This window comes from Bradyrhizobium sp. SOJA106 (genome assembly GCF_059448745.1).
The window spans coordinates 3012177-3037030 of sequence record NZ_CM182549.1; the positions used below are offsets into that span (position 1 = coordinate 3012177).

A 24854-nucleotide genomic window follows, 5' to 3' on the forward strand; every position below is an offset into this window, starting at 1 on the left:
GGCGGCCTCACGCCGCCGGCGTTGTGCTCTGCATGCGATGGAAGCGCAGCACCTGCTGCGCGGTTGATGAGCGCAGCGCCTCGTAGGTGTCGCGCAGCGCCAGCATGTCCGTCCGCGAGCCGCCTGAGAGCTTCTCGCGCATGGCGATGATGGCGCGCACGCTCGACCAGGACATGCCCGCGACCTTGGCGAGGATCATCACGCCCTCGGTGCGGCCCTCGATCATCATGTTTTCGGCGGTTTCGACCGCGACGCCCGCGAGCGCGGCCAGCCCGGCGTTGGTCTCGTCGAACTTGCCTTGCTCGGCGAAGGTGGTGACCTGGAATTCGTTGAGGCGGCCGTCCGCGTGCAGCGACTTCACCAGCGCGCGCGCCATCTCCGTTTGCTTGGTCATGGCGGCCGCACGGACCCGCTGGGCCGCTTCCTGGACCACGCTCGAGACTTCCTCCGCAAGCTCGGGATGGGCGGCCTCCAGCTTCCGGCGCACGCTCGCCGAGGCCTTCGCGATCAGCTTCAGATAGTGATGACGAGGCAAATCGGGCCGCAGGCCGATGCAGGTCGCGAGTTCGTCGTCGCGCTCGGCGCGGGTGACGAGATCGGTGAGGCTTCCCTCGGAGAGCTGCGCGCCCGGATTGCTGACGGTCGACTGCACCACGTCGTCATTGCCGCGCGTCACCAGCAGGTCGGTCAACGCTTCCGACAGTACGCGCCGCAGCGAGATCGCCTTGAGATGCGCCTGGCCCCTGGTGCGCGCGATCTCGAGCAAGGTGGTTTCGTCGAGCCGTTCCGATTTCGACAGCACGGGGCCGGCGACCTCGATCACGTCGTCGAGCGCGAGCGTGCGGATGATTTTTGGCGGTGCGGCCGCGATCGGCGCGAGGCGCTCGGCGAGCAGCGCTCTCGCCGAGGTCTCGATCTGCTCGATCAGGCACTGGAACACGTCGTCGAACACGCGGACATGCTCGTCGGAATAGTCCAGCGCGTTGCCCACGAAGAGCTCGGTGACGCGGCGCAGCGTCTCGACCCGGCGCGCAACGGTGCCGTGCGAGAGCGCGGCCTGCAATTCGTCGAGCAGGTTCTCGGATGGTTTGGCGGGTTTGGATCTCATTGCCCTGTCCTGGAGCGTTGGGTCCGGCGGCGGCTTCTGTCGCGCCCGGAGAAAATGGATTGGTCAGCTCGTTGCAATTCGGTTGCGCCCTTGCGCCTTGGCGGAATAGAGCGCGCTGTCGGCGCGCGCGAGAAACGTGTCGGCAGTATCCGTGTCGCGCAGCGTCACGACGCCCGCGGAAATCGTCACCCGCAAGCCCGGCGAGAACGCGCTCCAGTCGAGGTCGGCGACGATGCCGCGCAGCCGCTCCAGCATGTGCAAGGCCGCGTCGGCTTCGGTGTCCGGCAGCAGCAGCAGGAATTCCTCGCCGCCGTAGCGGCCAAAACTGTCGGCCGGGCGGATATTGGCGAAAATGGTGATGGCGAAGGTGCGCAGCACCTCGTCGCCGACGGGATGGCCGTGGGCGTCGTTGATGCGCTTGAACCAGTCGAGGTCGATCAGTGCGATCGCGCAAGGCGTGGACGTCTGGCGCGACTTTTCGATTTCGGCGTCCAGCAGGCGCATGATGCAGCGGCGATTGTAGGAGCCGGTGAGCTCGTCGAGCTCCTCGATGCGCCGATAGGCGTTCTTCAGCTCGATGCTGCGCCGATACAGGATCTTGCGGAGCGTGGCGCCGAACAGGCCGAGGAAGGCGCATTGGCCGATCACCAGCACGAAACAGAGCATCGAGGCGGTTCGCTGCAGCAGCGTCGCAACGGGCAGGCCGATCGGCAGGTCGGACGCGAGGAAGACGGCGGCAAGGCCGCTGGTTGCGATCGCCCAGGTCAGCATCGCCTGGGCCGAGGTCATGCGCAGCGTGCCGAAGGCGAAAATCAGGAACAGCACGCTGATGAAGGCGACACCGATGGTCGGCACCGACACCAGGAACACGAATTGCAGCGCCATATGCGCCGAGATCTGGAATACGGTGAGATAGTGGTCGGTGAATTTGTCACCGGCGCCGGCTTCCGACAGCACGGCGAACGTGCCGATGATGAGGAGGCCGCCGAACCAGAACAGCGAGGCGACGTCGACCGAAATCGCTCCGTCATAGGCGTAGAGCAGCAGGACCGAGGCGCCGAGCGAATAGCTCACGACCTGGCCGATATACATCTGGCGGCGCTGCCGGGCTCTTCGCGCAAGCACCGCAGGAGCGGCCGCCTCGGGCGCGAGGACGAGGTCCGCGGCCTCAGCGGCATTCCTCTCCGGAAAGGACGTCGCAGCCGTGCTCATGGTCCCGCCAGTGGTGGAGTTCGGCCCAAAAATCTACCTGGCAAGCCTTTAGGTTTGGTATCCTTTGAACCGAATCCGAACCGTGCAGCGCAGAACAGCATGGTGTTGGCTGGCAGGGAGAATTTGCCGGCGATTAGGCATCGTTTGCGATGCGGTCGAGCCAAGGCAGGGGTTCGTGAGACATACGTCGTGCAGGGCTGCTATGGAACCGGAACTGATCGGCCCGCCCGTGCCGGGGCAGACATTCCGCAGGAAAGTGTTTCACTATTATGTTACCTATACCGATCGAGATGGCCAGCCGCCGCGGGCGGAACGAGAAAAATGCACGTATGTGGGGTAGATCACACAGGCCCCCGTATGACCGCGGTAGGTTGAAGAATTTCGCCCCTGCCGTCGAACCCTCCGCCCTATCGACCCGACCAACCTTGCGAGACGGCCTTTGAGCGTGACTCAGGCGGCTTCGGACGAGGTCCTGATCGCCAGGATCGCCCAAGGCGACCGGCTCGCCATGCAGGTGCTGTACGGGCGGCACCATGTCAGGGTCTACAGGTTCGGGCTGAGGCTCGTGCGGGACGAGCAGGCGGCGGAAGACCTCATCAGCGAGGTATTTCTCGACGTCTGGCGTCAAGCCGGCAAGTTCGAGGGCCGTTCCGCCGTTTCCACCTGGCTGCTGGCAATCACCCGATTCAAGGCCCTCTCGGCGCTTCGGCGCAGGAAGGATTTTGAGCTGGACGAAGACGCCGCGAACGCGATCGAGGACCAGTCCGATGATCCGGAAACGGTGGTGCAGAAGAAGGATACCAGTGAAGCGTTGCGGGAGTGTCTGACGGGCCTCTCGCCGGAACACCGGGAAATCGTCGATCTGGTCTACTACCACGAGAAGTCCGTGGAAGAGGTGGCCGAAATCGTCGGGATACCGGAGAACACTGTGAAAACGCGCTTGTTCTATGCGCGCAAGAAACTGGCCGAACTGCTGAAGGCAGCCGGCGTTGAGCGAGGCTGGCCATGATGGCTTTGAGCAAGAAGATGCTGGAGCAAGAGCCCAGTGAGATTGAACTGCTGCTGCCCTGGCACGCCGCCGGCACGCTGAATGCGCGCGATGCGCGCCGCGTCGAGGACGCGCTGGCGCGCGATCCCGAGCTTGCCAGGCAGTATGCCGCGATCCGCGGCGAGTACGAAGAGACCATCCATCTGAACGAGAGCCTGGGGGCTCCCTCGGCCCGCGCGATGCAGAAGCTGTTTGCCGCGATCGACGCCGAACCGGCGCGGGTAGCCACGCCGTTGCCGCTCGCCACGCGCATCTCGGCCTTCTTTGCGAGCCTGTCGCCGCGCACTTTGGCCTGGTCGGCAAGCCTCGGCGCCATCGCGCTGCTGCTGCAGGCCGGCATCATCGGCGCCGTCCTGATGAAGACCCAGACCGCGACCTACCAGACCGCTTCACTCTCGATTGGCGCGCCGATCACGCGCGAGCTCGGAGCCGCACCGGCGCGGGCGCTGGTGCGCTTTACGCCCGAGGCGCGCGTCGCGGACATCACGGCGCTGCTCGACAGCTATCAGGCCTCGATCATCGGCGATGCCAAGGGCGGCATGTTCCGCCTGCAGTTCGACAAGGCGATGAGCCAGGACGAGCTCGCCGCACTGCTTGCCAGGATGTCGCGCGAGAAGTTCGTCAATCTCGCCGTGGCGGCGCCTTAAGCGCGCCGTCCACCGATGACAAGCAAGTCCAAGAGGAGGATACGCGCCGGGGCTTACGCTTCATCATCGGCCGGCGCCGCGCTGCTGCTCGCCGCCTGTCTCGGTGTCGACATCGCAAAGGCGCAGGCGATCATGCGCACGCCGACGATCAGCGTCCCCTCGCGCACGCCGACCATCTCTCCCAACGTCGCCGCGCGCGTCAACCCGGGCGCGGCTGCGCGCGTGGTCGCAGTCGACCGCGGCCCCCGCGCGATTGCGACGCCGCGGCTCTCGGCACGAATGGGGCCGACGCCGGTGCTGCCCTATGCGCGCTACTCCCCGAACCTTTATCCCGCCTGCACCGCGCCCTATCGCGACGGCGACGGCGAATGCCTGGGGCAGCCGATTGCGGGCGGCGGGGGGAGCGGCAAGGCGGGCAAGAAGGCCACCGCCAAGGGGCGCGGCAACAATACGCCAATGGCTGCGAACCTGCGCAGCTTCGCAGGCGAATTCGTCGCTGAGATCGACGGCGCGCTGACGACGACCGAAGCTGACGAGCTTGCGCGCCGCCATGGGCTTGCGCGCGTATCCTCGGAAAACTTCCCGCTGATCGGCGCGACGTTGGGCCTGTTCCGCATCACCGATGGCCGTCCGTTCGAGACGGTGCGGCGCGAGTTCGCCGCGGACGGCAGCGTGCGCTCGGTGCAGCCGAACTTCCGCTACGTGCTCCAGGACCAGAAGCCGGCGACGCTGAGCGAAGGCGATCCCGCGCAATATGCCCTGGCAAAACTCCGCCTGCCGCAGGCGCATACGCTGGCGCATGGCGCCAACGTGACCGTTGCCGTGATCGATTCCGGCATCGACGCCAGGCATCCCGAGCTCGCCAATTCCATCGCCGACAATTTCGATGCGCTCGGTAGCGCCGAGGGCCCGCACATCCACGGCACCGGCATTGCCGGCGCCATCGTGGCGCACGCCAAGCTGATGGGCAGCGCGCCCGAAGCGCGCATCATCGCGATCCGCGCTTTTGGCGGCACCGGCGGCGGCGCGGAGAGCTCGTCCTACATCATCCTGCGCTCGCTCAATTACGCCGCCGAGCACGGCGCGCAGATCGTCAATATGAGCTTTGCCGGTCCCAAGGACGCGGTGATCGAGCGCGCCATTGCCGCAACCGCCGCGCGCGGCCTCGTGCTGATCGCGGCCGCCGGCAATGCCGGTGCGAAATCGCCGCCGCTTTATCCGGCCGCCAATCCCAACGTGATCGCGGTCAGCGCCACCGACCAGCAGGACAAGCTGTTCTCCGCGTCCAACCGCGGCAATTACATCGCGCTGGCGGCGCCCGGCGTCGACATCTTCCTGCCGGCCCCCGACGGCAAATACCAGATGACGTCGGGCACCTCGTTCTCGGCCGCCTATGTCTCCGGTGTCGCCGCGCTGCTGCTCGAGCGCAACTACGCCTTGAAGCCGGAAGCGCTGCGCATGACGCTGGCGAAGACCGCGCGCGACCTCGGTTCACCCGGGCGTGATGATCTGTTCGGCGATGGCGAGGCCGACGCGTTTGCCGCGGTCACGGCTGTTCCCGTTGACAACGCGACGCCGGTTGCGGCGGCGTCCGGTACAACAAAACGTGAAGATGCGCAGCCACGTCGCGATGAGCCGGGCATTCGCGCGATCGAGCAGCCCTCGCTGTCGGGCGCGGCCGATAAAGCCACGGTTTCTCAGGCGGATAGACCGGCGGCGCGATAGCGGCTACGACAAGAATGCGCGCCCGCCAAAGGTTAAAAAATCGAACGCCGCATTGAACGTTCAGCCAGCTGCCACGACCAAAATATGTGGGAGCGGTCATCCCTCCCCATCAGTCATATCAGGCGCGAGCGCCCATCCACCCCAAGCGCCCATATGGCTCGACCCGTCCGGTTGTCCCCCCGGACGGGTCTTTTCTTTTTGGACGTCTGTGTCTTCGAGGCGTCGAATCCACTCAGCTTGGGTTGAAGGAGCGCGCGTGCGTGCACTCGTCGGTCGACCGTCACGCCGCAGCTCCGTCATGCTTGTGCGAAGCTTGACTCGAAATCACAGCAATTCTCCGCACGACTACGGTCTTTCATGACGAACGGCGTGTCGTTGCTGGACAAGTCAAAACTTTTCCACAAAATATTCGTGTCGCGTCTAAATTGATTCGTGTGCGTTGCGTCGCGTCCGTATTTTTCTCATGACGGGCTGGTTCATGACACATCGCCAAAGCGCGGCCTCGGGCCGCGAGATCGCGGCACGCTGGTGCGCTCTCGCCGAGCAGCGCCTGGAGCACCTCTCCGAAATGTTCGAGACCGGGCGCTGGCGCCGCTACCACTCCGAGATCGCATTCCTCGAAAACATCCAGGAAGCCAAGCTCGCGGTCCAGACATGGCGCGCGCTCGCGACCGGTGGTGACGTTGCCGCGGCGGCTGCGAGCGTCTCGCCCGCCTTCGGCTGGTCGCCGGCGACCATGCCCCGCGTGTTTCCGCGGGAGCAGCCGGCGCAGACCATGCAGCCCAAGCCGTTGCAGCCCAAAGCCGTCCACCTCGCGCCCGAGACCGCCGTGCCGGTAAAGCTGGAGCCCAGGCTGGACGTTCTCGCCGAAGTCACGGAAGCGCCGCTCGCTCCGGCCGCGCCGCTCCTGCCGCCTGTCGCAATGGCATCGTTCACCGCGCCTGCTGCCGTCCCGCCGCTCAAGGCCCCCGCTGCGAGGCCGCCGCTCTCCGCACCTGCGGTGAGGTCACCGGTCGCCGCCCCGGCCGCCATGGCGCCATTCACCGCTCCCGCTGTGAAGCCGCCGCGCACCGCGCCCGCGGTGAGGTCGCCGACCGCCGAACCTGCTGCAATGGCACCAGTCGCCGCGCCCGCCGTGCGGGCCTCCGCTGCGATGGCAGCGCTCCTGCCGCAGTTCGCCCCGCCCGCCGCCGAAATCGTAGCGGCCCCCGAGCGCGTCGTCGAATTCACTTTCAGCCTCGACGGCCTGGAAGCAAAGTACCCGCTGCTGCGGAACGCGTTCTGAAGGAGCCGTCAGCGCATCGCAGCATGTAGACATAGATGCCCACCACATCATCCTTCGAGGCTCCCCGAGCGGTCCTCCGCACCGCACGGCTCGCACCTCAGGATGACGGCAGTGGGCTTGTTGTCAGTGCTTGATGAACCAACTTTTGGATGTGTCGCCCTCCTTACTTTGATGTGACCGCATCGAGCCAGGCGCCGCTCCTCATCCGTCATTCTGAGGTGCCCTCATGAGACGCGGCGCGTCCCATGAGGAGCCTCGAAGGATGCAGGGCCCGTCCGCCCGTCGCGCGCCTACCGCCGCACGGCGTTGCCGCCGATCACCACTTGTGCGAACCGCTGCGCGCCGTCCGCCGACAGGTCCGACGTCACCGCGCGCGCGTGGTCGAGGCCGACCACGGCGCCGCGCGGGGTTTCGGAGATCATGTTGTTGTTGACCAGCGCAGTGCCGGCGCCCGGGACCACGGATACGCCGATGCCGGCCAGCGCCCTGCGGATAACGTTGCCGGATATTGCGACGTCGCGCAGATATTTGCCCCAGCCAGCGACGATGCCGTAGGCCGGCGCGTTCTCGATCACGTTGCCGGTCACCGATGAATCCGCCTCGATGTAGATGCCGACGCCGGCGTCGTCATCCGGTGCGGTGCCGATCGGCCGCTTGGGGATCAGATTACGGATGATGTTGCCCTGGACCACCGCGATACGGCCGCCTTCGTTGAAATTGCAGACGGAGACGCCGACGGCCGCGCCGTCCACGGTATTGTTGGCGATCACGGCGGCCTCGAACGCGAACTCGGCATAGAGGGCGACCTCGCGCACGTCGCTGATGCTGTTGCCGGTGATATGGATATTCGAGGCGGAGTTGCCGCGCACCGCCGAGTAATCGCAGTTCTTGATGCGGTTGCCGCGCACGATGACGTTGCCGGCGCGGAAGGCGTTGATGGCGTTGCCGTACTGGCCCGCGCCGCCGGGGCCAGCCTTGATGTCCTCGATGCGGTTGTCGGCGACCAGCGTGCCGTCATCACCGATCGCGGTGCGCAGGATCTCGATGCCGTTGTCGTTGGTGCCGAGAATCGTGTTGCGGGAAACGCTGAGGCCCTTTGCATCGAACGAGACCACCGCGGTCACAGCGATGTTGGTGAAGATGTTGCCGGAGATGTCGCCGGAGACCTGCTCGAGCCAGATGCCGCTGCCCCCCGAGGCGGTGATCTCGCAATCGGTGATGCGAACGTCGCGCCCGCCGAGGACCTGGATCAGCCCGCGCCGCGCCGGCAGCGGAATGCTGCCGCCATCGAAGGTGATGCCGGTGAGGCCGATCGAGTCCGAGCCGTCGCTCTGGATCGCCGAGGCCCCACCGCCGGTGAAGGCGAGCTTGGTGGCGCCGCGCACGCCGATCAGCTGCGATCCGTTCGGCAGCCGCAGCAGCCCGGCGCGGTAGACGCCCGGCGGCAGCGCCAGCGGCATTTGCGCCCTTGCGGCCTCGTCGATCGCGCGCTGGAGCGCACGCGTCTGGTCCTCGCTGCTGTTGGGCCGCACGCCGTACTGCGTGGCATCGCGGCCGAGCAGGGAGGTCAGCGGCGCCGCGCGCGCAGCGTCGGCCGGCATGGCGAGCGCGCCCGCAATGCCCGCGGTCGAAGCTCCGATGAGATGACGGCGATTGAGGTCCATGACGCGTCCTCCGGCGGACGCGGGGTCCGCGGGAGGTAGGTAGCGCAGGCCGGTGCGGCTCGTCGGGATTGTTCGCGGTAGGGTTAAATGTTTACCGCAAAAATGGTGCCGAAGAGTGGGCAAAGCGCAAGCGTGCCCACCATTTGACGGCGGATCGGAACGACATCGTCGGCACGGCGCGATGCGCCTTTGCCCGCCTACAAGACCGGTGTGTTCCGCCGCTTCCTTGCCAATCCCACCATCTCCATCAGCATCGCTTCGCTCGCATCCACCAGTTCCTCCAGTGTGATCCGCGGCGCGCCCTTGCGGCGCACGGCGCCACTGCGCGCCAGCAGCGGGATATGGATGAACGCCGCAAGCCGCGGCCCGCCGGCCCGCACGTTCTCGATCGCGCGCCAGCTGAGATAGTTGCAGAGATAGGCGCCGGCATCGCGCGAGGCGCGGGCGTCGATGCCGGTGAGGCGCGCCGCGCGCAGCAGCCTCGCCGTGTGCGGGCCGAACATCATCGCGTCGGCCTGGCCGGCGATGCCGCGCTTGCTGGAGCGGGTGTTGGCCGCATCGGGCCAGAGCATGGTGACGGCGTTGCGGGCGCGGGTCTCGATGCGCAGGTACGGCGTGCGCGCGGCGAGGCCGAACATCAACAGCGCGTCGGGCTTTTCCCTTGCGAGCAGCTCCGGCAATTGCCGATCGACCGCGGCGTAGGTGACCGGGAAGATATGGCTCGCGATCGCGACGTCGTCGAGTGCCGGCCGGCGCAGCTGCGCCAGCCGCGTTACCAGTGGCTGGGTCGGGTTGTAGGGCGCGCCGGGAAACGATCCGAAGCCGGTCAGGAGAATGCGCAGCTTGTCGCTCATTGCAGCAACTCCAAAATCTGCTCGGCGGCGAGCGCCGGCGTAAGATGGCCGTCGGCGACTTCAGCCTCGATCTTCCGCACTTTCGTGCGCACCGACGCCTCGCTGCGCAGCCGCGCCAGCATGCGCTGCTCCAGCATCGACCACATCCACTTCACCTGCTGTTCGCGCCGCCGCGCGGCGAAATCGCCGGACGCGTTCATCGCCTTGCGGTGATCGAGAACCTTCTGCCAAATTTTTGCGATGCCGTTTCCGGTCAGCGCCGAATAGGTCTCGACCGGCGGATGCCAATGCTCGGACCTCGGCGCCAGGATATGCAGCGCGCCGCGATAGTCCGCGGCGGTGATCTTGGCGCGCTTGAGGTTGTCGCCGTCGGCCTTGTTGATCGCGATCATGTCGGCGAGCTCGACCAGGCCCTTCTTGATGCCCTGCAATTCGTCGCCGCCGCCCGGCAGCATCAGGGCCAGGAAGAAATCCGTCATGTCGCAGACCGCGGTCTCGGATTGACCGATGCCGACGGTCTCGACCAGCACGACGCCGAAACCTGCCGCTTCGCACAGCAGCATCGCCTCGCGCGTCTTGGCCGCGACGCCGCCCAGCGTGCCCGAGGATGGCGAGGGGCGGATGAAGGCATCGTCGGAGGTCGCGAGGCGCGCCATCCGCGTCTTGTCGCCGAGGATCGAGCCGCCGCTGCGCGCCGAGGACGGATCGACCGCGAGCACCGCGATCTTGTGGCCCTGCTCGATCAGATAGGTCCCGAGCGCATCGATGGTGGTGGATTTGCCGACGCCCGGCGAGCCGGTGATGCCGACGCGGAACGCCTTGCCCGTGTCGGGCAGCAGCATCTGCACCAGCTCGCGCGCCAACGCCTGATGGTCGCCGCGCCGGCTCTCCACCAGCGTGATCGCCCGCGCCAGCGCCGCGCGGCTGCCGGCGCGCAGGTCACGGGCGAGAGATTTGATGTCGATGGATCTGCTACTGGTCATCGTTGCTTTCGCGTCCAGCCGCTAGCGGCCCGACATGCGAATGTGTTTCTCGGCGCAAGACTTCAAAGGTGGAGGGTGGGTTTGAACGATGTCCCAAACGATCTCGGCCTTCGTCATATGGTAGGCATGACGCCAGAAGACTTCCGAAGTCGATCATCTTGCGCCAGTCGACACCAGGCTCGGTTCGCTTGACCTCATCCGGGATGAATTTCGATGCCTCGCCGATGATCTCGAGAAGCCGCTCGACTGCAAGGCGGGAGGTCTTTTCAGAGACGAACTGATCGAAGGTGAGGTCCTTCACGACATCTTCGATGTCGGTGATGGCTTCCAGAATGTCTCGTAGCCGGTCTTCCACCGTCGGCGGCATTCAGAAGACCTCGACCAGATCATCCGCGATCCGCTCGGTTATGCGCGGCTTCAGCAGGTCGCGCATCGATATCTGCGCACGAAGGCCGACATGGTCCTCGATCAGGTGCAGGACTCTGAAGTAATCGAACCGCGGCGTTTCCTCGCGCGAGGTCGTCTCGACGAGTATGTCGAGGTCGCTGTCAGGCCGAGCGTCGCCGCGCGCGCGAGACCCGAAAAGGTAAAGCCGCTTGACCCCCGCCGCCCTCAGCGCGGGAGCAAGCTCACGGATCTTCCCGACAAGCGTCTGGAGCGGAATGTCTGCGACTTCGGCCATGACCGAATACTAGCACAGGGCGACCGCTCCGCCCAGCGTCGGCCCTGGAGCGCCGCGGGGCAGGCGCGGGCCGCCCGCCCGATATCACCGGGTCGTTGCCGCCGCCGCCTGCATCGGTTTCACCTTGCGCCACATCCACACCATCACCGGCCAGAGCAGGGCGCCAATCGCCATGGCGGCGAGGATGGCGGCGACCGGCCGTTCGAAGAACGGCAGGATGCTGCCGTCGGACTTGATCAGCGAGGTCACGAAGGCCTGCTCCACCATGGTGCCCATGACAATGCCGAGCACCATGGCGGCGACGGGATAGCCGTTGGCTTCCATGACGTAGCCGATCACGCCGAAGGCGGCGACGGTGACGACGCCGAACATGTTGTTGCCGATCGCGAACGAGCCGACCGCGCAGCACAGCATGATGATCGGCATCACGGTCGAGCGCGGCGCCAGCAGGATGTAGGCGGCGACGCGGATCATGGCGATGCCGAGCGGGATCATCAAAATGTTCGCGATGATGAACATCAGGTAGATCGCGTACATGCTCGACGCCTTCTCGGTGAACAGCGTCGGGCCCGGATTGAGGCCCTTCATGTAGAGCACGCCGATGGCGATCGCGGCGATGGTGTCCCCGGGAATGCCGAACAGCAGCGAGGGCACCCAGCCCGAGGCGATGCTGGCATTGTTGCTGGCCCCGGCCTCGACCAGGCCCTCGACATGGCCGGTGCCGAATTTGTCCTTCTCCTTGGAGAAGCGCTTCGACATCGCATAAGAGACCCAGGCCGCCATGTCGGCGCCGGCGCCGGGCAGCACGCCGATGATGATGCCGACGATGTTCCCGCGCGTCATCTGCCAGTGGTACTTCTTCGTCAGCTTCCACTGCCCCGCCATGATGCTACCGAATTTGCGCCGCGGCAGCGGCGGCGGCTCGGGGGTCAGCATCGCGCGCATCACCTGCGCCACCGCGAACACGCCGACCAGCGCCGGGATCGGCTCGATGCCGCCGAACAGATCGGTGATGCCGAACGTGAAACGCGGGATGCCGCCGGGATTCTCGATGCCGATGCAGGAGACGAGCAGGCCGATGAACATGCCCGCGATCGCCTTCACCGGCGAGGAGCGCGCGACCAGCGTCGCGCACATCAGGCCGAGCAGCGCCAGCCAGAAATATTCGAAGGTCGAGAACGACAGCGCGATCTCGGCGAGCGGCGGGGCGAGGATCATCAGCGACAGCACGCCGGCGATGCCACCGACGGCGGAGAACCAGACGCCGGCACCTAGCGCCAGCTCGGCCTGGCCCTTGCGCGTCATGGCATAGGCCTCATCGGCATAAGCAGCCGAGGCGGGCGTGCCGGGAATGCGCAAGAGCGCGCCGGGGATGTCACCGGAGAAGATCGCCATCGACGACGCTGCGACGATGGTCGCGATCGCCGCGATCGGCGACAGATAGAAGGTGACGGGGACGAGCAGGGCGGTCGCCATCGTCGCGGACAGGCCGGGCAGCGAGCCGATGACGAGGCCGTACACGGAGGCTGCGAACATCGCGATGATGACCTCCCAGGTGGAGATCAGCGCGAAGGCATCAATCAGGGTCTTGAGCATGGGATCACCAGGGCGTCGGCAAAAGGCCAGCGGGAAGCGGTACGCGCAGCAGCTTGCCGAAGATGAGGTGGATGGCGAAGGGCGACAGTGCGGCAAGCGGCAGCGCCAGCTTCCACTTCGCGCCGAGCGCCGTCGAGGTGACGTAGACCATGATCGCCGCGGTGATGATGAAGCCGAGCCGGTCGGCGGCAAAGACGTAGAACAGCAGCAGCGCCGGCGGCAGCAGGGCGCGCAGGCCGTAGAGCTTGCTCTGCGGCGGCGGCGCGGCCGCCTGTCCGTTCTCGAGCGGGACCAGCTCTTCCTCCTCCTCGAAGGAATGGCCGATGCCGAACACGATCGCGAGCCCGCACAATGCCAGGCCGGTGCCGATCACGAGCGGAAACACGTTGGGGCCGATCGGCTGCCCCGGCACCGGCGGCAGGATGTAGCCGCCATAGGCGGAAGCCGCGCCGAGCACGACGAGAAACGATCCCGTGACGGAGTCGGGAAGACGCATGGGAGGAATCCTATGAAAGAAATCCCTCTCCCCGCGTGCGGGGAGAGGCGGGCAGAGCATCGCAGGTGGAGATCACGCCTTGCTGAGGCCGGCCGCCTTCATGGCCTCGCCCATCTGGGCATCGCCCTTGTCCATGAAGCCGGCGAACTGGCCGGCATCGCCCCACACGGTGCCGAAGCCGCGATTGCTCATGAAGTCCTTGAACTCGGCGGAGTCGTAGACCTTCTTCAGGGCTGCGGTGAGCTTGGTTGCGATCTCCGGCGGCAGGTTCTTCGGCGCGCCGATGCCGCGCCAGGCGCCGGTTGCGTAGTCGATGCCCATCGCCTCCTTCAGCGTCGGCACGTCCTTGAAGATCGGGTTGCGCGCCGGCGCCATGATGGCGAGGCTCCTGGCCTTGCCGGCCTCGATGATGGCGCGCGCCTCCGGCACCGAACAGGTGGTGAGGTCGAGGCCGCCGGCGGCGAGGTCCTGCATCGCAGGAGCTGCGCCGTTCGACGGCACCCACGCGACCTGGTTGGCGGGCAGGCCCATCGCCTGCATCCAGCCGACCAGCGCCAGATGCCAGATGCCGCCCTGGCCGGTGCCCGATGCCTTGAACTTGCCCGGGGGCGCCGCCTTGATCGCCTCGGCGAGCTCTTTCACCGTCTTGTAGGGCGAGGAGGAGGACACCTGGATGCCCGGCGGGTCCTCGTTCATCAGCGCCAGCGGCGTGTAGCTCCGAGGTGTCAGATCGGTGAGGCCTTGCCAGTGCATCATCGAGATTTCGACCGTGAGCATGCCGATGGTGTAGCCGTCGGGCTGCGCCGTCGCGATGGCGCTATGGCCGACCACGCCGGAGCCGCCGGTGCGGTTGACCACGTTGAAGGGCTGGCCGAGGTCCTTTTCCAGCAGCGCTGCGACGATGCGCGCGGTTGCGTCCGTGCCGCCGCCCGCGCCCCAGGGCACGATGACAGTGACCGGCCGCGCCGGATAGGCTTGTGCGCGTGCGGGCTTGAACCCCAAAGCGGCGGATGCGGCGACCGCGGCAGATGAAGCCGCAAAGGCGCGGCGGGTGATCTTGGACATTGAATGCCTCCCAGCGGCGCCCGTGACGTCGAGCGCTCTTGTCAACGGCGGCATTCTAGTCGGCTTTGCGGCGCCGCCGCAAGGTAGCGCTATCAGCGCGTTGTGAGCAAAGTGGCGCTGCTCAAAACCTGCTCACTGCGGCTCCTCCGCGTCGCCCTTCGGCCGCTCGCCGCCGAAAATGTGCGTTCCTTCCGCGGTGAGATACGGCTTCAGGATCTGCCACGGCACGAAGGCGACATATTCGCCTTCGGCGTAGGGGCCGACCGCATAGGGCGGATAGTGGAAGGTGAGGCCGGAGCTCTTGCCCGCCTCAGTCGAAGGCGCGAACGTCACCGCGCCGATCTTGAGCAGGCTCGGCTCGACGCTCTTGAACCATTCCTCGGTCGCGGTCTCGCTGGTGCCGCGCTTCTTCTTCTCGACCTTGAGCGAGGCGATGATGGCCTTCACCATCGCCTTCATGGTCGGTCCCTTGTCGGCGGTCTCGGTGAAGAAGGGGCGGATCGAGATGCGCTTGCCCTCAGCCTTGTCCCACAGGATCGTGTTCATGTCGGAGTTGGGATGGGCGCCGTGGGTGTCCATGTAGTCGTTGCGCAGTACGCTGACATAACGATCGGCAACGACCGAGCGGATCGCATATTTGCGCTCGAAATCCCAGCCGCCGTCCCTGAAGAATTGCGGATCCTCCTTGCGCGAGGCGGCAGCTTCCGCTGCGCTCTTATCGAGCCACTTCTTGCCCTCGGCAAGGCAGTCCGCGGCCAGCGCAGCGTCGGCCTTGATCCTGTCGTCGAGCAAAACGCGGGCGTCGATGCTCTTGTTCTTGACGACGGCGTCGGGCTTGGGGTCGCCAGCGAGGGATGGGGAGGCCAAGCCGATCGCAGCGAAGGCCGAAAGGAGAATGATGGTGCGGGGGAGCAGCCCCGCGCGCGCACGATGATCTGTCACTTCAATATCCATGTATTTTGATTCCAGCCGGCCGGCAGCGATGCGCTCAAGCGTAGTGATCGCAAGATGAACCGGCGCACAACGCGGCGCGCGAACACCTGCTCGTGATCAGGCGCGCCGACAGCCTGCGGGTTTGATGTTCGAGGCCTCAGCGGTGGCGGAATTACTCCGCCGCCTCGCTATGCCCAAGCCGGGCGTTCAGCTTGCGGATCAGCTCCTCGGCCGCATCCGCGATGACGGTGCCGGGCGGGAAGATCGCCTCGGCGCCGGCCGCATAGAGTGCGTCGTAATCCTGCGGCGGGACCACGCCGCCGACGATGATCATGATGTCCTCGCGCCCGTGCTTCTTCAGGGCGGCCTTGAGCTCCGGCACCGCGGTGAGATGGGCGGCGGCGAGCGAGGAGACGCCGAGGATATGCACGTCGTTCTCGACCGCTTGCCGCGCGGCTTCGTCGGCGGTGGCGAACAACGGTCCGATGTCGACGTCGAAGCCGATATCGGCGAACGCCGAGGCGATCACCTTCTGGCCGCGATCGTGGCCGTCCTGTCCGATCTTGGCGACCAGGATGCGCGGGCGGCGGCCCTCCGCCTCCTCGAAGGCGTCGATCAGCGCCTGAACCTTCTCGACCTGAGTGCCCATGCTGGACGCCTCCCGCTTGTAGACGCCGGTAATGGATTTGATCTCGGCGCGGTGGCGGCCGAACACCTTTTCCATCGCCTCCGAGATCTCGCCGACGGTTGCCTTCGCGCGCGCGGCGTCGATCGCGAGTGCAAGGAGATTGCCGTTGCCGTCGCCGGCCGAGCGCGTCAGCGCGGCAAGCGCGGCATCGACGTCCTTCTGGTTACGCTCGGATTTCAGCCGCGTCAGCTTGTCGATCTGCAAGCGGCGTACATTGGTGTTGTCGACCTTGAGAATGTCGATCGGCGCCTCGTCGGTGGGCTTGTACTTGTTGACGCCGATCACCGCCTGCTTGCCGGCATCGATCCGGGCCTGCGTCTTGGCCGAGGCCTCCTCGATGCGCAGTTTTGGTACGCCGGCCTCGATCGCCTTGGCCATGCCGCCGAGCTCCTCGACCTCCTGGATATGGCTCCAAGCTTTTGCGGCGAGATCGCGCGTGAGCCGCTCGACATAATACGAGCCGCCCCAGGGATCGATGATGCGGGTGGTGCCGCTCTCCTGCTGCAGGAATAGCTGGGTGTTGCGGGCGATGCGCGCCGAGAAATCGGTCGGCAGCGCCAGCGCCTCGTCGAGCGCGTTGGTGTGCAGCGACTGGGTGTGGCCCTGGGTCGCCGCCATCGCCTCCACGGTCGTGCGCATCACGTTGTTGAACACGTCCTGCGCGGTGAGCGACCAGCCCGAGGTCTGGCTGTGCGTGCGCAGCGACAGCGAGCGCGGGTCCTTCGGATTGAAGGGCTTCAGCAGTTTCGCCCAGAGCAGCCGTGCGGCGCGCAGCTTGGCGACCTCCATGAAGAAGTTCATGCCGATCGCCCAGAAGAACGACAATCGCGGCGCGAAGCGATCGACGTCGAGGCCCGCGGCCAGGCCGGCGCGCAGATATTCGACGCCGTCGGCGAGCGTATAGGCAAGCTCGAGATCCTGCGTCGCGCCGGCCTCCTGCATGTGATAGCCGGAGATCGAGATTGAATTGTACTTCGGCATCCTCGTCGAGGTGTAGGCGAAGATATCAGAGATGATCCGCATCGAGGGTGCGGGCGGATAGATATAGGTGTTGCGCACCATGAACTCTTTCAGAATGTCGTTCTGAATCGTTCCCGAGAGCTTTTCTGGCGGCACGCCCTGTTCCTCGGCGGCGGCGACGTAAAGCGCGAGGATCGGCAGCACCGCGCCGTTCATGGTCATGGACACGCTCATCTGGTCGAGCGGAATGCCTGCGAACAGCGTGCGCATGTCATAGATGGAATCGATGGCAACACCCGCCATGCCGACATCGCCGCCGACGCGCGGATGATCAGAGTCATAGCCGCGGTGGGTGGCGAGGTCGAAAGCGACCGACAGGCCCTTCTGTCCGGCAGCTAAGTTGCGACGGTAGAACGCGTTGGAATCCTCCGCCGTGGAGAAGCCGGCATATTGCCTGACCGTCCAGGGCTGGTTGACATACATGGTCGGGTAGGGGCCGCGCAGGTATGGCGCGATGCCCGGATAGGTCTCGAGGAAATCGAGCCCCGCGAGATCCGCCTCGCCATAAGCGGGCTTCACCAGAATGCCCTCGGGCGTCAGCCACGGCTCGGCCGTGCCGGCCGGCGCTGCGGTGGCGACGCGCTCGAAGGCAACATCGGCGAAATTGGGAATGCGGGTCATGGTTCAACCAATCCTCAATCATGATCCGGATGCTGATGGCTGACGATGGTCGCCATCTTCTCCGGCCCGTAATTCTGCTGCGTGGTCTGGCTCGGCAGATTGGCGATGCCGACGACCCAGCCGAGGCGCGACTCCGTGCCGAACTGCCGCGTCGGCACCACGTGATCGGGCCGGTCGAACGCGCCGGTCATGATCTCGATCCGGTCGCCGTCGATGCGGCCGAAGCTCAGCGGCGTGCCGCAGGCCGGGCAAAAGCCCCGCTCGGCGATCGAGGAGGAGCGGAAGAACGAGGGTTTTCCCCGCGTCCAGACAAGCTCGGTCTTGTTCACGTCGGCGAAGGAGGCGAACGGCGCGCCGCTGGCCTTCTGGCACATCCGGCAGTGACAGATCGAAACCCGGGTCGGCGCCGTCAAGACGCCGAAGCGCACGGCGCCGCACTGGCAGCCGCCGGTGAGAACTGGTTTGCCTGCTTCGGTCATGCCTGCTCTATCCGTCGATAGGCGTCCTGTAGCGTGGCAAGCGCGTCGGCCCCGGCAAAGATGAAGCCGGTGATACCGGCAGCCCGCAACGCCGCCTCGGTATCAGTCGGGCGGCCTGCGAGATACATATGTTTGCAGCCCGCGCTTTGCAGGGCCTTCGCGGCGGCTTCGGCGTGTTCCGCATAGACCTTGTCGCTGGAACAAAGACAGGCGAGCGCGGCGCCGGAGGCCTTGAACGCGGCGGCCAGCCTCGCCGGATCGGCAAAACCCTCGCTGTCGAGGGCCTCGATGCCGCCGGCCTCGAAGAAGCTCTTCGCGAAGGTCGCACGCCCCGTGAAATCGGCGGGCATGCCGAGATTGGCCAGAAACACCTTTGGCCGCGCGCCGCGCGCTTTCAGCGCCGCGTCGGATTTATCGCGCAGCGCCTCGAACGGTTCCGCCAGTCGCATTGGTGTGAGCGGATCGAACTTGTATTTCTGCTCGCCGTAGGGCGCGAGCGCGACCGGCGTTGCCTTCAGCACCGCGGTCCCGCTCTCATGCAGGTTCGGAAACTCGCTGGCGCCGGTCAGGACGTCGCGGCGCTTTGCGATATTGGCATCGCGCGCCTTTCGTGTGGCTGCCACCTTGCTCTGGAACAGGCCCTGCTGAAGCGCGGCGAAGGCGCCGCCGGCTTTCTCGCTCTCCTGGAACAGCGCCCAGGCTGCGTCGCAGAGCTGCGCGGTCAGCGTCTCAATGCCGCCGGCACCGGCGGCGGGATCGCTGACCCTCGCAAGGTTGCTTTCTTCCAGCAGCAGGAGCTGCGTATTGCGCGCCACGCGCCGCGCGAATGGATCGGGCAGGCCGAGCGCCAGCGTATGCGGCAGCACGGTGATCGCATTGGCACCGGCAAGTCCCGCGGCGAATGTCGCGACCGTCGCGCGCAGCATGTTCACGTAGGGATCGCGCTGCGTCAGCATGCGCCAGGCCGTCTCCGCGGCGATGAACAGCGGCTTTGGCGTCAGTCCGCACGCGCTCTCGATGCGCGCCCACAACAGCCGCAGAGCGCGGAATTTGGCCATGGTCAGGAACTGGTCGGCATCCGCGGTAAGCCGCGCATAGACCATGCCTTGCGCGGCCTCCAGCGGAATGCCGGCGCCTTCGATCGCGCGCAAGTAAGCGACGCCGCAGGCGAGCACGAAGGCAAGCTCCTGCACCTCGGAGCCGCCGGCATCGTGGATCACGCGTCCGTCCGCGGACGCGAACGGCCCCTTGAACCCGAGCGCGGCGAGCCCCTTGATCGCGCCGGTGACGGCAGGAACGATCTCGTCCCAGGTATAAGGGCTGTGGCCCCAGACTGCGCCGGCCGCGAGCGGATCGAGTCCGAAGCGGATGTTGCAGGCCGCGGGATCGAGACCGCTGCTCTTCACATATTCCGCGACATGGATCGCGGCCATTCGCGATTGCGGTCCGATCTCGAGCTCGACGCCGATGCCGGCATCGAGATGAATGTCCTTCAACACTTTTGCGACGGCATCGGCCGAAGGTTCCAGGCCGAAACCGCGAGCGCTATTGGCCCCGGCGAACACCAGCGCGAGCCCCGTCGCGCCATTCTCCAGATCGGCCAGTCCTTGCGCATTCGCGAGAGCCGCATCGGGATGGTCGATCCGCTGCACGATCTGCCATGGCGCGGCGGCGGGCCGTCCCACCACCGGCGCAACGCCCTTGGCGCGGGGATAGAGCGGCTCGATCTTCAGCCCGTCATAGGTCTTGCTGACCAGCTTCTCGAACGGCGCGCCCTTCAGCACGCCATCGACCAGCTTGCGCCAGTCCTCGACGGTCGCCTTGGGGAAATCCGCCGCCAGCGGCAGGTCGTCAGTCGCGGAGGTCATACGGCCAAGGGCTCCCAAACGTCTCGTTATTCGCAGGCGAAATTGCCACGGCGGCACGTCCCTGCAAACGGTTGTTTTTGGTTAACCGGTATCCGGAAGCCGCTCAATGCCTTGCGTCGAGACGCTGGCAAGCCCGTCACGCACACGAATGCCTGCGATCACGCGATCCGGCGCGATCTCGGCCAGCGGCACCAGCACGAAGGCGCGCTCGAACAGGCGCGGATGCGGCAGGGTCAGGTCGGGCTTCTGCAAGGAGACATCGTCATAAGCGATCATGTCGAGATCGAGCGTACGCGGGCCCCAGCGCCGGTCTTTCTCCCGCGTGCGGCCGAATTTCCGCTCGATCTTCTGCAGCACGAATAACAGCGCGTGCGGATCGAGACTGGTCTCGATCTCGACGCAGGCATTGATGAAGGGATCCTGGTCCTCGTCGCCCCAGGGCGGCGTCGCATAGTCCGAGGACCGCGCGATCACCGCCGCTTGCGCCATGCCGCAGAGATTTGCGATCGCCTTTTTGAATGTCGCGCGGACGTCGCCGACATTGCCGCCGAGTGCGATCAGCACGCTCGCGGGGCGGATTTGACGTTCGCTAGCCATTGCCGAGCATCCTTCTGCGATCGTCAAATCCGCTCCGCGAGCAAACAATAATGAACGAGTGGCCCTTTTGATCCTGACATTCGCAAGCGTGGCTCCGCGCGCCCGTGCGAATGTCAGGATCGGGCCACTCGCCATGTCAGGGATGCCGCGAGCGCGTCAGCATGATGCCGACGTCATCGAAGATCGCGGCGATCGGCGCATGCGGCTTGTGCACGGTGATCTTGACCGCACGGATGCGCGGGAAGTGCGACAGGATGGCATCGGCGACCGCGCCGGCCGCACCTTCCAGCAGCTTGTAATTGGTGTTCTTGAACGCCGCCGTCGTGGTCGCCACGACTTCGGCGTAGGACACCGTATCGGCGAGCCGGTCGGTGCGCGCGGGCTCCGACAGGTCGGTATAGAGCTCGAGGTCGATGACGAAACGCTGGCCGACCTCGGTCTCGTGATCCATCACGCCGTGGCGGGCATGGATCGACAGGCCGGTGACGAAGATCGTGTCGGTCATTGCTTGCTCTCGATTGCGTTGGCGACTCGCAGGGCTTGCAGGGTCTCGGCGACGTCATGGGTCCGGATGATCTTCGCGCCCTTCTGGGCGGCGATGAGATGCGCGGCGATCGAGCCGGCGAGCCGCTCCTTCGGCTCCGAGGGCGAGACCGAGGCGATGAAGCGTTTGCGCGAGGCGCCTACGAGGATCGGCAGGCCGAACATGTCGAGCTCGCGTAAGCGCGCCAGCGTCGTCATGCTCTGCTCGGCGGTCTTGCCGAAGCCGATGCCGGGATCGAGCACGATTTTGTCGCGCGCGATGCCGGCCTTTGCCGCGATCTCGAGCGAGCGCAGAAAGAACGCCTTCATGTCCACGACGATGTCGATGGCGGGATCGACGCTGTCGCGGTTGTGCATGATGATGACCGGGACGCCTCTTGCGGCGATCAGCGGCGCCATGCCGGCATCGCGTTGCAGGCCCCAGACGTCGTTGGCGATCGCGGCGCCCTGGTCGAGCGCGAAGGCGACGACCTCGGCCTTCATGCTGTCGATCGACACCGGCACGCCGAGCGCGACGACGCCCGCCAGCACCGGTCTCAGCCGGGCCAGCTCGTCCTCGGCGGTGACGGCCTTCGCGCCCTTGTAGGGCCGGGTGGATTCGGCGCCGATGTCGATGATGTCGACGCCATCGGCGATCATCGCCCGTGCCCGCTCCAGCGCCTGCTCGGGCGCGATGAACTCGCCGCCGTCGGAGAAGGAATCCGGGGTGACGTTGAGCACGCCCATCACCGCCGGAATGGGCCGGCCCACGAGCGTCCGCAGCGCATCGAGCCCGGCCGAGCCGGCCGGCGGGACGGATGGGGAGGGCAAGGCATTCATGCCGCCCGCTTTGCGCGGTCGGGAAGGGGGTGTCAAGCCGGGAGGCGGCGGCAGCGCCATGCCCGGGGGCGATGATGCGGCACTCTCGTGCAGTATCCTCGCTGTCGTCCCGGCGAACGCGGGAGGACGGAAAAGCCTAATACGAAATCTTCGGCGGCAGCTTCTTGGCCTTGGCGATGATGTCGCCGACCGACTTTTCGGACGGCAGGATGCGGACGAGCTTCTTCTTCTCGTTGGCCTCGCGCATGCTCTGCGCCAGCCTTGCCGGATTTCGATAGGCGAGCTCGCGCACCGTGGTTACGCCGGCAGCACGGACGAGGCCCACCTTGGCTCGGCCCATGCCGGGGATGCGCATGTAGTCGGAGACGTTGGCCCATTCCAGCAGCTGCTGCTCGCTGATGCCGGTCTTGGCGGACAGCGTCTTGCGGCCCTTCGCGGTCGAGGCTGCCTCGAGCAGCGCGTCGGTGGTGCGGATGCCCTGCGCCTTCAGCTTGTTGGCGGCAAAAGCAGGCAGACCCTCAATCTCGGAAATCGGATATGTCATGATATTCGATATGAAAAAAAGTCGCTCAGGCGAATTGGCTGAGGCCCGGCGTCCCCGCAATAATTTTGCCCATCTGATCCGCTCCGATTTTGTCTCGGCCGTAGCGGAAAAGTTCACGGGCGATGTTTTGAATCTCGGACATGCCAAGCCCCAGTCCCATCAGGCCGCCGCCCATTAGCCGCGACAGGCCGCCGCTGCGCCTGGAGGCCTCGATCGCGGTTTCCGCGCCGGGAATCTGATCGATCAGGGCCTGCACGCTGTCGGAAGGACCCTCGTTGCGGAGGAAGCCCAGGATAATGCCCACGGTCTTTTCAGCCACAGCACTATCTATGCTGGCGTTTGTCGCCAGCTGCCCGATCAGCTCGTCCATTAGACCCGCCCCTCAACCGGTTGCACGCCGGAGTATTGCTTTCGAAAATGATCTTGAGCCGGTGTGGTGTGAATTACAAGCGATGAACGCATGCGACGATCCGATTCACTGTCGAAGGCTCGAAAAGTGTTGCAAGGGTGCAAGACCGGAGACGGAAACAGCGAAAAAATGCCGCGGTGCGAACGCAGCATTCCTACTTTTGGCTGACGTCGCCGGTCTGTTTCCGGCAATGTCGCATGCGCGGGGCCTGTTGAACGGTTTCAAATGGCGGGCGATATGCGTTAAACTACGGAACAGGTTTGCTCAGTTTCATTGCGCGAAACCGGGCAGAGAGATTCAGAGAGAATAATGACGGCACAGGACAGCAAGCTCGGCGACACCGACGAGAAGATCTTCGTCGGCAAGGGAGACGAGCAGGCATGGCTGACACTGGCGCTCGCCAATCGCCACGGCCTCGTCACCGGCGCAACCGGAACCGGAAAGACGGTGACTCTGCAAGTCATGGCGGAAGGATTTGCGCGCGCCGGTGTTCCGGTGTTCGCGGCCGACATCAAGGGTGATCTCTCCGGCATCTCCGAGGTCGGCGAGGCCAAAGATTTCATCGTCAAGCGCGCCACGGAGATGGGGCTGACGTTCCAACCCGACCGGTTCTCGACGGTGTTCTGGGATGTGTTCGGCGAGCAAGGTCATCCGGTGCGCGCGACCGTCACGGAGATGGGGCCGCTGCTGCTGGCGCGCATGCTCGACTTGAACGACGTGCAGGAAGGCGTGCTCAACGTCGCTTTCCGCGTCGCCGACGACGCCGGCCTCACCCTCATCGACATGAAGGATCTGCGCGCGCTGCTCGATGCCATCGTGCCGGATGCCGGCAAGAAAACCGCCGATGCCGACGAAAGCCCGCTCGCCGACATCAAGAAGGCCGCGCAGGGTTTTGGCAACGTCACCAAGGCCACCGTCGGCACCATCCAGCGGCAGCTGCTGGTGCTGGAGAACCAGGGCGCCACCAAATTCTTCGGCGAGCCCGCGCTGACGCTGAAGGATTTCATGAAGACCGACCGCGACGGCCGCGGCATGGTCAACATCCTCGTTGCCGACAAGCTGCTCCAGTCGCCACGCCTTTACGCAACATTCCTGTTGTGGATGCTGTCGGAGCTGTTCGAGGAGCTGCCTGAAGCGGGCGACCTGCCGAAGCCGAAGCTGGTGTTCTTCTTCGACGAGGCGCATCTGCTCTTCAACGACGCGCCGAAGGCGCTGTTGGACAAGATCGAGCAGGTGGTGCGCTTGATCCGCTCCAAGGGCGTCGGCGTCTACTTCGTGACGCAGAACCCGATCGACGTGCCCGACCGTGTCCTGGGGCAGCTCGGCAACCGGGTGCAGCATGCGCTGCGCGCCTTCACCCCGCGCGACCAGAAAGCGGTGCTCGCCGCGGCCCAGACCTTCCGGCCCAATCCCAAGCTCGACACCGCCAAGGTGATCATGGAGCTCGGCAAGGGCGAGGCGCTGGTGTCCTTCCTCGAAGGCAACGGCACGCCGGCGATGGTCGAGCGCGTGATGATCCGGCCGCCATCGGCGCGCATCGGTCCGATCACGCCGGAAGAGCGCAAGGCGATCATGGATGTGAGTCCGGTGAAGGGCAAATACGACACCGCCGTCGATGCCGAGTCCGCCTATGAGATGATCCAGAAGCGCATCGCCGGCACGGCGGCGACCGCCGATCCCGGCGCGGCCGGCGGAGGCGGCGGCATCCTCGGCCAGATCGGCTCGATCGTCGGCACCATCTTCGGCACCAATGTCAAGCGCGGCCGCCTGTCGACCGGACAGGTGATTGCGCGCGACGTGACGCGGTCGGTGACCAACCAGGTGATCGGCGGCATGGCGGCCAATATCGGCAAATCGGTCGCCGGCCAGCTCGGCGGCTCGATCGGTCGCACCCTGGTCCGCGGCGCGCTCGGCGGGCTGCTGCGCCGCTAGGCAGACAAGCCAGGTTTGAGGCAGGCTCGTCAAGCC

24 protein-coding genes are annotated in these 24854 nt (G+C 65.9%); 5 read left to right on the forward strand and 19 right to left on the reverse strand.

From position 1 onward, the window contains the following. Nucleotides 1-7 precede the first annotated feature (7 nt). On the reverse strand, nucleotides 8-1108 hold the full coding sequence (locus AC5V87_RS13415) for a DUF2336 domain-containing protein (protein ID WP_495371255.1): 1101 nt from the start codon (nucleotides 1106-1108) through the stop codon (nucleotides 8-10). A 63-nt stretch (nucleotides 1109-1171) separates the two neighbouring features. Continuing rightward, nucleotides 1172-2320: a GGDEF domain-containing protein gene (locus tag AC5V87_RS13420; protein WP_495371256.1), complete on the reverse strand. Its 1149-nt coding sequence runs from the start codon at nucleotides 2318-2320 to the stop codon at nucleotides 1172-1174. Between the two features lie 439 nt (nucleotides 2321-2759). Here AC5V87_RS13420 and AC5V87_RS13425 point away from each other — a divergent pair, with 439 nt between their 5' ends. The 4 genes from AC5V87_RS13425 (at nucleotide 2760) to AC5V87_RS13440 (ending at nucleotide 7025) form a co-directional block, all read left to right on the forward strand. After that, entirely contained in the window at nucleotides 2760-3329 is a 570-nt protein-coding gene (locus tag AC5V87_RS13425) for a sigma-70 family RNA polymerase sigma factor (protein ID WP_456839638.1), read from the forward strand. After that, nucleotides 3326-4015, forward strand: coding sequence for a hypothetical protein (locus tag AC5V87_RS13430; protein WP_456839637.1), 690 nt, complete (start codon nucleotides 3326-3328; stop codon nucleotides 4013-4015). The genes AC5V87_RS13425 and AC5V87_RS13430 overlap by 4 nt, the downstream gene beginning before the upstream one ends. 15 nt (nucleotides 4016-4030) lie before the next feature. Next, nucleotides 4031-5740 carry a S8 family serine peptidase gene (locus tag AC5V87_RS13435; RefSeq protein WP_495371257.1) on the forward strand — a complete coding sequence of 570 codons (1710 nt, stop codon included), beginning with the start codon at nucleotides 4031-4033 and terminating at the stop codon, nucleotides 5738-5740. Between the two features lie 478 nt (nucleotides 5741-6218). Beyond that, on the forward strand, nucleotides 6219-7025 hold the full coding sequence (locus tag AC5V87_RS13440; protein ID WP_495371258.1) for a TIGR03809 family protein: 807 nt from the start codon (nucleotides 6219-6221) through the stop codon (nucleotides 7023-7025). A 290-nt stretch (nucleotides 7026-7315) separates the two neighbouring features. Here the strand turns inward: AC5V87_RS13440 and AC5V87_RS13445 are convergent, their stop codons facing one another. The 17 genes from AC5V87_RS13445 to AC5V87_RS13525 form a co-directional block, all read right to left on the reverse strand. Beyond that, complete coding sequence (locus AC5V87_RS13445) at nucleotides 7316-8689, reverse strand: TIGR03808 family TAT-translocated repetitive protein (protein ID WP_495371259.1); 1374 nt, start codon at nucleotides 8687-8689, stop codon at nucleotides 7316-7318. Nucleotides 8690-8886: 197 nt separating this feature from the next. Further along, on the reverse strand, nucleotides 8887-9543 hold the full coding sequence (locus tag AC5V87_RS13450) for a pyroglutamyl-peptidase I (RefSeq protein ID WP_456839634.1): 657 nt from the start codon (nucleotides 9541-9543) through the stop codon (nucleotides 8887-8889). Next, a complete protein-coding gene (meaB, locus tag AC5V87_RS13455; protein WP_495371260.1) occupies nucleotides 9540-10526 on the reverse strand; it encodes a methylmalonyl Co-A mutase-associated GTPase MeaB in 987 nt (328 codons plus the stop codon). Before meaB ends, AC5V87_RS13450 begins: the two co-directional genes overlap by 4 nt. Then, nucleotides 10516-10893 carry a HepT-like ribonuclease domain-containing protein gene (locus AC5V87_RS13460; protein WP_456839632.1) on the reverse strand — a complete coding sequence of 126 codons (378 nt, stop codon included), beginning with the start codon at nucleotides 10891-10893 and terminating at the stop codon, nucleotides 10516-10518. Before AC5V87_RS13460 ends, meaB begins: the two co-directional genes overlap by 11 nt. Then, nucleotides 10894-11208 (reverse strand): nucleotidyltransferase family protein, encoded by a 315-nt coding sequence (locus tag AC5V87_RS13465; RefSeq protein ID WP_456839631.1) that lies wholly within the window; start codon nucleotides 11206-11208, stop codon nucleotides 10894-10896. A gap of 84 nt (nucleotides 11209-11292) precedes the next feature. Beyond that, a complete protein-coding gene (locus AC5V87_RS13470; RefSeq protein WP_495371261.1) occupies nucleotides 11293-12804 on the reverse strand; it encodes a tripartite tricarboxylate transporter permease in 1512 nt (503 codons plus the stop codon). A 4-nt stretch (nucleotides 12805-12808) separates the two neighbouring features. Beyond that, nucleotides 12809-13300, reverse strand: a complete 492-nt coding sequence (locus tag AC5V87_RS13475) for a tripartite tricarboxylate transporter TctB family protein (RefSeq protein ID WP_495371262.1) — start codon at nucleotides 13298-13300, stop codon at nucleotides 12809-12811. 72 nt (nucleotides 13301-13372) lie between these two features. Then, a complete protein-coding gene (locus AC5V87_RS13480; RefSeq protein WP_456839628.1) occupies nucleotides 13373-14365 on the reverse strand; it encodes a tripartite tricarboxylate transporter substrate binding protein in 993 nt (330 codons plus the stop codon). A gap of 132 nt (nucleotides 14366-14497) precedes the next feature. Then, nucleotides 14498-15265: an RsiV family protein gene (locus AC5V87_RS13485; protein WP_495371890.1), complete on the reverse strand. Its 768-nt coding sequence runs from the start codon at nucleotides 15263-15265 to the stop codon at nucleotides 14498-14500. Nucleotides 15266-15470: 205 nt separating this feature from the next. Beyond that, complete coding sequence (gene scpA, locus AC5V87_RS13490; protein WP_456839627.1) at nucleotides 15471-17627, reverse strand: methylmalonyl-CoA mutase; 2157 nt, start codon at nucleotides 17625-17627, stop codon at nucleotides 15471-15473. Between the two features lie 14 nt (nucleotides 17628-17641). Next, entirely contained in the window at nucleotides 17642-18106 is a 465-nt protein-coding gene (locus AC5V87_RS13495) for a GFA family protein (RefSeq protein WP_456839626.1), read from the reverse strand. After that, nucleotides 18103-19974 carry a methylmalonyl-CoA mutase family protein gene (locus AC5V87_RS13500; protein ID WP_495371263.1) on the reverse strand — a complete coding sequence of 624 codons (1872 nt, stop codon included), beginning with the start codon at nucleotides 19972-19974 and terminating at the stop codon, nucleotides 18103-18105. The genes AC5V87_RS13495 and AC5V87_RS13500 overlap by 4 nt, the downstream gene beginning before the upstream one ends. A gap of 81 nt (nucleotides 19975-20055) precedes the next feature. Next, complete coding sequence (folK, locus tag AC5V87_RS13505; protein WP_456839624.1) at nucleotides 20056-20571, reverse strand: 2-amino-4-hydroxy-6-hydroxymethyldihydropteridine diphosphokinase; 516 nt, start codon at nucleotides 20569-20571, stop codon at nucleotides 20056-20058. A gap of 136 nt (nucleotides 20572-20707) precedes the next feature. After that, the gene (folB, locus tag AC5V87_RS13510; RefSeq protein WP_008132622.1) at nucleotides 20708-21076 is read right to left on the reverse strand and encodes a dihydroneopterin aldolase; all 369 of its coding nucleotides are present in this window, start codon (nucleotides 21074-21076) and stop codon (nucleotides 20708-20710) included. Then, nucleotides 21073-21933, reverse strand: coding sequence for a dihydropteroate synthase (gene folP / locus AC5V87_RS13515; RefSeq protein WP_495371264.1), 861 nt, complete (start codon nucleotides 21931-21933; stop codon nucleotides 21073-21075). The genes folB and folP overlap by 4 nt, the downstream gene beginning before the upstream one ends. A 136-nt stretch (nucleotides 21934-22069) precedes the next feature. Beyond that, nucleotides 22070-22477: a DUF4332 domain-containing protein gene (locus AC5V87_RS13520; protein WP_456839622.1), complete on the reverse strand. Its 408-nt coding sequence runs from the start codon at nucleotides 22475-22477 to the stop codon at nucleotides 22070-22072. 25 nt (nucleotides 22478-22502) lie between these two features. Then, complete coding sequence (locus AC5V87_RS13525) at nucleotides 22503-22847, reverse strand: DUF2267 domain-containing protein (protein WP_495371265.1); 345 nt, start codon at nucleotides 22845-22847, stop codon at nucleotides 22503-22505. A gap of 348 nt (nucleotides 22848-23195) precedes the next feature. On the opposite strand from AC5V87_RS13525, the gene AC5V87_RS13530 reads away from it, so the two are divergent. Further along, the gene (locus tag AC5V87_RS13530) at nucleotides 23196-24818 is read left to right on the forward strand and encodes a helicase HerA-like domain-containing protein (RefSeq protein ID WP_456839620.1); all 1623 of its coding nucleotides are present in this window, start codon (nucleotides 23196-23198) and stop codon (nucleotides 24816-24818) included. Nucleotides 24819-24854: the final 36 nt, after the last annotated feature.